Raw genomic sequence first — 6,495 nt, 5'->3', positions numbered from 1 at the left:
GAGGGGAGGGATTGAGGGAGGGGGTGGTGCAGTCGGCACCGAGCGTTCCTCACCACCCCCACCCCCAGCCCCTCCCCTCAAGGGGGAGGGGAGCTTGCGGCCTGCCGCTACAACCCACCCAACCCGATCACGCTCAGCTGCCGCCCGGTGGTGATGGCCTTGTGCGTGGCGTAGCGGTGCGAGAAGTACTTCTTGGGCTCGGCATAGGTGCAGATGCCCAGGTCGTCGACCAGCCCGACACCGGCGGCGATCAGGTGGTCGAACACGAAGCCGGGCAAGTCGAAATGCTCGCGCCCGCCATTCGGCTTGGTGATGCGGTTTTCGGCGTCGCGGTGGTCGCGGATCAGCTCGGCGGCGAAGTCGGGGCCGACTTCGTAGTTCGGGCCGGAAATGGTCGGGCCGATGGCGGCGACGATGCGGTCGGGGCGGGCCCCGAGATCGACCATGGCGGCGACGGTTGCCTCCGCAATGCCGCCGGTGGCGCCCTTCCAGCCGGCATGCGCCGCGCCGATGACCCGGGCCTCGGGGTCGGCGAAGAGGATCGGGGTGCAGTCGGCGGTGAGGATGCCCAGCGCCAGGCCGTGGACGCGGGTGACGAAAGCATCGGCCTCGGGGATATCATCGGGGTCGGGCTGGCGCGTGACCTCGAGCACGGTGACCGAGTGCACCTGCTTCAGCGTCACCAGCTGGTTGAGCGAAAAGCCAAGGATACCAGCGATCTGCGCGCGGTTCTCGATGACATGATTCAGCTTGTCGCCAGCCGACAGCGAGACATTGAGCGAGGAGAACTCGCCGGTCGAGACGCCGCCGCGCCGGCCGAAAAAGCCGTGCCGGATGCCGGGGATGCGCTCGAGGGCGCGGCTCACTTCGAAAGGCATGCTCATTTCGGGAAACCGATCGGCTCGATGTTGCCGGAATGGGCGCAGAACACCTTGAACAGGGTGCCCATTTCGGTGCTGTCGACGAGGCGCTTCAGCGCCGCGGCGATAGTGTCGATCTGGCCCGGATTGGCCTTGGCCAGCTGCGTGGCGCGCTCGACAATGCCGAGCCCGCCGAGGAAATCGCGCTGCGTCGAGAGCTTTTCGACGGTGAGGCCGAGTTCGGTTGCGACCTTGCCGAGGCCGCCGAAATCGACATGCGCGCTCAAATCGATCTCGCCGGGGGCATCGAGCGGGTCGGCGAAGGCATGGTTGCGCACCGCCTGCAGGGTTTCGCCGGTCTGGGTGGTGGCGTAGCCATAGTCGATGGCGAGGATGGCCCCCTTGTTCGCGGCGATACGGCGCCCGAGCTTTTCCATGATATCGGCCGAGGCGAGGCTGACCTCGTAGATTTCGCCAGGCTCGGCGTTCGCCAGCTCGATCGGCATGGCGGCCGCGGGGATCGGCGTCGGGTTGAGGCCGAAGGCGCGCTTGCCATCACGCAGGCCGATCTGGCGTTCGTGCCAACCGTCGGTCGCCTTGACGAACTGGCGGATCGGCAGGGCATCGAAGAACTCGTTGGCGACGACGAGCAGCGGATCGTCGGCGACGGCGTCGACGTCGCTGGCCCAATAGGGATTGTACTTGCCGAGCCGCTCGGCCTGCTGCTCCCGCAGCGCCGGATTGGTCTCGAACAGCTGCAGGTGGCAGGCATCGAGAAAACCCTCGGCCTTGGCGGCGACGCGCAGCGCATCCTGCATCAGAGTGCCGCGGCCGGGGCCGAGCTCGAGCAGGGTGAAGCTCTTGGGCTGATCGAGCTGCTGCCACAGGTTGACGATGAAGAAGCCGACCAGTTCGCCGAACATCTGGCTGATCTCGGGGGCGGTGATGAAATCGCCCTTGGCCCCGAGCGGATCGGTGCCGGTGTAATAACCGGAACGCGGGTGGGTGAGCGCCAGGCTCATATAGGTGGCAAGCGACATCGGGCCGGTCTGGCTCAGCTGCATGTCGATGATATCGCCGAGGGAGCGGGTATCAGCCACGGGCAGGCCTCATGGCGTAAACGATGAGGCCGATGCCGGCGACGAGAATGGGGAGGCTCAGCACCATGCCCATGGTGAGCCAGCCACCATAGAGATAGCCGAGCTGCGCATCGGGCAGGCGGAAGAACTCGACGAAGATACGGCTGAGCGCATAGCCGATGCCGAAAATGCCGGCGACGAGGCCGGGCTTTTTCAGCGCCCCGAGCTGGTTGGTGGCAATGCGGATGACGATGAACAGCAGCACGCCCTCCAGCAGCGCTTCGTATAGCTGGCTCGGGTGGCGCGGCAGCTGTTCGGGATCGGTGGGGAAGACCACGGCCCAGGGCAGGGTGGTCGGCGCGCCGTAGAGTTCGGCATTGATGAAGTTGGCGACGCGGCCGAGGAACAGCCCGATGGTGCCGATGGCGCCGAGCAGGTCCATGCCGGAAAGGATGTTGCCGCCCTTCGAGCGCACGAACAGCGCCATGGCCAGCATGATGCCGACGAGGCCGCCATGGAAGCTCATGCCGCCATCCCACAGCGCGATGATCTCGCCCGGGTTCGCCGCGTAGTAGCCGAAATTGTAGAACAGCACATAGCCGATGCGGCCGCCGATGATGATGCCGACCACGGCCCAGAAGGCGAAATCCCAGATCGCCGAGGGCTCGAAGGGCGGGCGGTTGTCCTTCCACAGCCCATGCCGGCGCAGCAGCGTGGTGGCGTAGGCCGCGCCGCCCAGCACACCGATGAGATAGGCCAGCGCATACCAGCGGACGACGAGCGGCCCGATGGCAAAGGCGATGGGATCGATATTGGGGAAGGGCACGAAACGCGCTCCGGGTCGAGAAAATCCACTCCCATGCGCATTGCCCGCCGGGGTGGGCGAGATTGCGACGAGGAGGCTGAGACCTTTTAGCCACCGCTATGGTCTGGTCAAGGCACCGGCGGCAGCCTAGATATCGAGCACAATTGTGAAGGCGAGGACGGACGATGACCCAGGGTGGCAAGATATTCGACGAGCTGGGCAAGCTGATGAACAACGCCGCCGGCGTCGCCGATGGCGTGCGCCGCGAGATCGAGACGGCGGTGAAATCGCAGCTCGAGCGGCTGGTCGCCGACATGGACCTGGTCAAACGCGAGGATTACGACGCGCTGCGCGAGCTGGTGCAGGCGCAGAGCGCCGAGCTCAAGGAGCTGAAGGCGCAGGTCGAGGGCCTTAAGTCCAAGTGAGGATCGCGGTTCTTTCCGACGTCCACGGCAACCTCGAAGCGCTGGATGCCGTGCTGGACGATATTGCCCTCGAGAAGGTCGAGGCGACGGTGGCGCTCGGCGATTTCCTGAGCGGGCCAAGCAATCCGTTGGGCGTGGCCGATCGCTTCATCGAGCTCGGGCTGCCTGCCGTGCGCGGCAACCACGATCGCTACATCACCGATGGGCGCGACAAGGACTGGCACATCGATGCGCTGGTGCGCGGCATGCTCGATGCGCGCCAGCAGCAGTGGCTGGCCTCGGTGCCGGCGACGCTGCTGCTCGAAGAGGACGTGTTCCTCTGTCACGGCACGCCGCGTGACGACAACACCTCCTTCATGGACACCATGGTCGGCACAATCGCGACCATGCATGCGCGCGACCATATCGAGGCGGAAGCGGTGGGGTTCGATCACGACGTGCTGCTCTGCGGCCATACGCATGTGCCGCGCAGCCTGAGGCTCGCCGATGGGCGGCTGGTGGTAAACCCGGGCAGCGTCGGGCTGCCGTTCGAGATCGGCTCGCCCGATGCGCGCTACGCCATCATCGAGAAGCGCCGGGCCGGGTGGAATACGGAGTTGCGCGCGGTTGCCTATGACCACGCTGCCGCGGCAAAGCAGGCGCTGGAGCGCGGCTATCCGGCCTGGGCAGAAGCGCTAACCTCAGGTTGGGCCAGCCCCAAGGGGCTGTAAGGTAGGGCAGAAGCGCTAAACTGGGGCTGGGCCAGCCCGAAGGGGCTGTAGGACCTTCAGAAGACTTTTCGTCGCCGCATTTGCTGGGAACGGTGCAGCCATGAGAATCGCGGTTATTTCCGATGTCCACGGCAACCGGCTGGCGCTGGAGGCGGTCGAGGCCAGTATCGCCATGGTCGGGGTCGATGCCACGATCAACCTGGGCGACCTGTTCGCCGGACCCCTCGATCCGGTGGGCACGGCTGACCTCTTGATCGAGCGCAACTACCCCACCGTCATCGGCAACCACGACCGCTACATCGCCAACGGCCTGCCGGCATCGAAACAACCGGTCGACAGGTTCGTCAGTGAGCGGCTGCGGCCGGTGCATTACGACTATCTGAGGAGCCTGCCGGCGACCCGCGATATCGAGGGCGAAGTGTTCCTCTGCCACGGCACCCCGACCAGCGACGAAGAGCCGTGGCTCGACGCCTGGTGGACCGACCGCACGGTGACCATGCCGGGCGAAGCGAGCGTGACGGCGAAGGCGGATGGGCTGGATTTCCCGGTGCTGCTCTGCGGCCATACCCATGTGTCGCGCATTGTGCGGCTGCGCGACGGGCGGCTGGTGGTCAACCCGGGCTCGGTGGGGCTGCAGTTCAACTACGGGGCGCCCGATGCACGCTATGCGGTGCTGGAGCGGCATGGCGGGCAATGGTCGGCCAGCATTCGCGCCGTGCCCTATGACTTCGAGGCCGCGGCGCAGCAGGTGATCGCCAATGGCTTTCCACAATGGGCCGAGGCGATCCGCACGGGCTGGGCCAGCGCGATCGGGTTGTTTTGAGGCTTCGAACCAATCGACCCACCAACTCGGTGTCATCCCTGTGAAAGCAGGGACCCAACTCACAGCTTTGGCGCGAGCGGATGAATGGGTCCCAGCTTTTGCTGGGATGACGATCGAGGATGGAGGAGAACTTGGGCGCCCACTGAAGCATCGTCTGTGACAGCTTCGTCATGCAGCGCCGCGCATTGTATGCCGAGTCGGGCCTTTGGCGATGTGCCAAAATCGCGCAAATCGGGTGGGGACAGACTCGGGTAGTTAAGACCCTGTTAACCCTTCGAGCCGGATCATCCACAGAAGAAAGCCTTGGATGGCTCTGGCGGCACAATCCCCGGAATCGGGGCGTCAGTGTAGCGTTCCTCCATAGGGACGATTCGTAGGCTTCCTGCGTGCGAGTTCTTGCAAGTAACGCGTAGGACCGGGGAACCGGCCGGCCTTCAAACGTTTCGCCCAATGGGACGCTCAGCCAATGGCACACCTTCTGGAACTGGAACCGGACCGCACGGTGCATCCGGTCGACATTATCGAGCATATCGCTTCGATCAACGACTGGAACTTCGAGCGGCAGGACGCCGACGAAATCTCCATTTCGGTGCGCGGGAACTGGGCCGATTACCACGTGTCCTTCAACTGGATGGAAGACCTCGAGTCGCTGCACATCGCGGCGGCGTTCGACCTGAAGGTGCCGGACACCCGCCGCACCGAAGTGAAGCAGCTGATTTCGCTGATCAACGAGCAGCTGTGGATCGGCCATTTCGACATGTGGAACCATGAAGGCGTGGTGCTGTTCCGCAACTCGCACCTGCTCACCGGTGGCGCCGAAGTGAGCCCGCAGCAATGCGAGGCACTGCTGCGCTCGGCCACCGACAGCTGCGATCTCTACTACCAGGCGTTCCAGTTCGTGATATGGGCTGGAAAGGGCGCCTCGGAGGCGCTCAGCCAGGTGATGTTCGAAACGGTAGGCGAAGCTTGAATTTATCAGATATCGGCCCCGTCGTTCTGGTCGGGGCCGGCAAGATGGGCCTCGCGCTGGCCCGCGGCTGGATCGCCGGCGGTCTGCCGGCGGACCGGCTGGTGCTGTGCGACCCCCAGCCCTCGGAGTTCGCGACGCAGTTTGCCGCCGAGCACGGCATTCGCCTGCAGGCGAGCCCGCTTGGCGTGTTGACTCACGTGCTGGTGCTCGCGGTGAAACCGCAGGTGATCTACGAGGTGATGGCCGAGATCCAGCCGATCGTTGGCAGCTATACGCTGGTGCTGTCGATCGCCGCCGGTATCTCGCTGGTCGGCTTGTCCGAGGGGCTGCAGACCGAGCGCGTCATCCGCACCATGCCCAATACGCCGGCGCAGGTCGGCCGTGGCATTACCGGGGCCGTGGGGCTGTCGATCACCGAGGAAGACCGCGAAACCGCCAACGCGCTGCTCAGCGCCGCCGGCCAGGTGATGTGGTTCGACGACGAGACCAAGATCGACGGGGTGACCGCGGTTTCGGGCTCCGGGCCAGCCTATGTGTTCTACATGGTCGAGGCGCTCGCTGCCGCGGCGCGGCGCCAGGGGTTCGACGAAGAGCAGGCGATGCAGCTGGCGCGGGCGACGGTCACCGGCGCTGCGGCGCTGATGGATGCCGACCCGTCGCCGGCCGGCACGCTGCGCGAGAACGTCACCTCGCCCAAGGGCACGACCTACGCAGCGCTGCAGGTGCTGATGGCGCCGGACGGGCTCGAGCCGCTGCTCGACCGGGCGGTGCGCGCGGCGCGGCAGCGCTCGGAAGAACTCGGGCGGGCCTGAAGGTCGGTGCT

Annotated in this window: 8 protein-coding genes; 5 read left to right on the top strand and 3 right to left on the bottom strand. The window is 65.6% G+C overall.

The annotated features are described in order from the left end of the window. Positions 1-107: 107 nt before the first annotated feature. Genes pgeF through lgt form a run of 3 tightly spaced genes read right to left on the bottom strand, consistent with a single transcriptional unit; the run spans position 108 to position 2,765 of the window. Positions 108-878, bottom strand: coding sequence for a peptidoglycan editing factor PgeF (gene pgeF, locus ACSQ23_RS17955; RefSeq protein WP_056001184.1), 771 nt, complete (start codon positions 876-878; stop codon positions 108-110). A 2-nt stretch (positions 879-880) separates the two neighbouring features. Then, positions 881-1,960 carry a class I SAM-dependent methyltransferase gene (locus ACSQ23_RS17950; RefSeq protein WP_197421231.1) on the bottom strand — a complete coding sequence of 360 codons (1,080 nt, stop codon included), beginning with the start codon at positions 1,958-1,960 and terminating at the stop codon, positions 881-883. Further along, the gene (lgt, locus tag ACSQ23_RS17945; RefSeq protein WP_055880730.1) at positions 1,953-2,765 is read right to left on the bottom strand and encodes a prolipoprotein diacylglyceryl transferase; all 813 of its coding nucleotides are present in this window, start codon (positions 2,763-2,765) and stop codon (positions 1,953-1,955) included. The genes ACSQ23_RS17950 and lgt overlap by 8 nt, the downstream gene beginning before the upstream one ends. Positions 2,766-2,929: 164 nt before the next feature. Between lgt and ACSQ23_RS17940 the strand changes: the two genes are divergently transcribed. The 5 genes from ACSQ23_RS17940 (at position 2,930) to proC (ending at position 6,484) form a co-directional block, all read left to right on the top strand. Next, complete coding sequence (locus tag ACSQ23_RS17940) at positions 2,930-3,169, top strand: accessory factor UbiK family protein (RefSeq protein ID WP_055880728.1); 240 nt, start codon at positions 2,930-2,932, stop codon at positions 3,167-3,169. Continuing rightward, a complete protein-coding gene (locus ACSQ23_RS17935) occupies positions 3,166-3,879 on the top strand; it encodes a metallophosphoesterase family protein (RefSeq protein WP_436091414.1) in 714 nt (237 codons plus the stop codon). The genes ACSQ23_RS17940 and ACSQ23_RS17935 overlap by 4 nt, the downstream gene beginning before the upstream one ends. A 100-nt stretch (positions 3,880-3,979) precedes the next feature. Beyond that, a complete protein-coding gene (locus tag ACSQ23_RS17930) occupies positions 3,980-4,702 on the top strand; it encodes a metallophosphoesterase family protein (protein ID WP_055880722.1) in 723 nt (240 codons plus the stop codon). 466 nt (positions 4,703-5,168) lie between these two features. Further along, the gene (locus ACSQ23_RS17925) at positions 5,169-5,672 is read left to right on the top strand and encodes a YbjN domain-containing protein (RefSeq protein ID WP_055880720.1); all 504 of its coding nucleotides are present in this window, start codon (positions 5,169-5,171) and stop codon (positions 5,670-5,672) included. After that, complete coding sequence (gene proC / locus ACSQ23_RS17920; RefSeq protein WP_082528189.1) at positions 5,669-6,484, top strand: pyrroline-5-carboxylate reductase; 816 nt, start codon at positions 5,669-5,671, stop codon at positions 6,482-6,484. Before ACSQ23_RS17925 ends, proC begins: the two co-directional genes overlap by 4 nt. Positions 6,485-6,495: the final 11 nt, after the last annotated feature.

Origin of the sequence: Devosia sp. LjRoot16, from assembly GCF_964252795.1 — a bacterium.
In the GTDB taxonomy this organism is placed as follows: domain Bacteria; phylum Pseudomonadota; class Alphaproteobacteria; order Rhizobiales; family Devosiaceae; genus Devosia_A.
The sequence above is the reverse complement of the archived record's forward strand: the minus strand, read 5'-3'. Positions and strand labels throughout refer to the sequence as shown.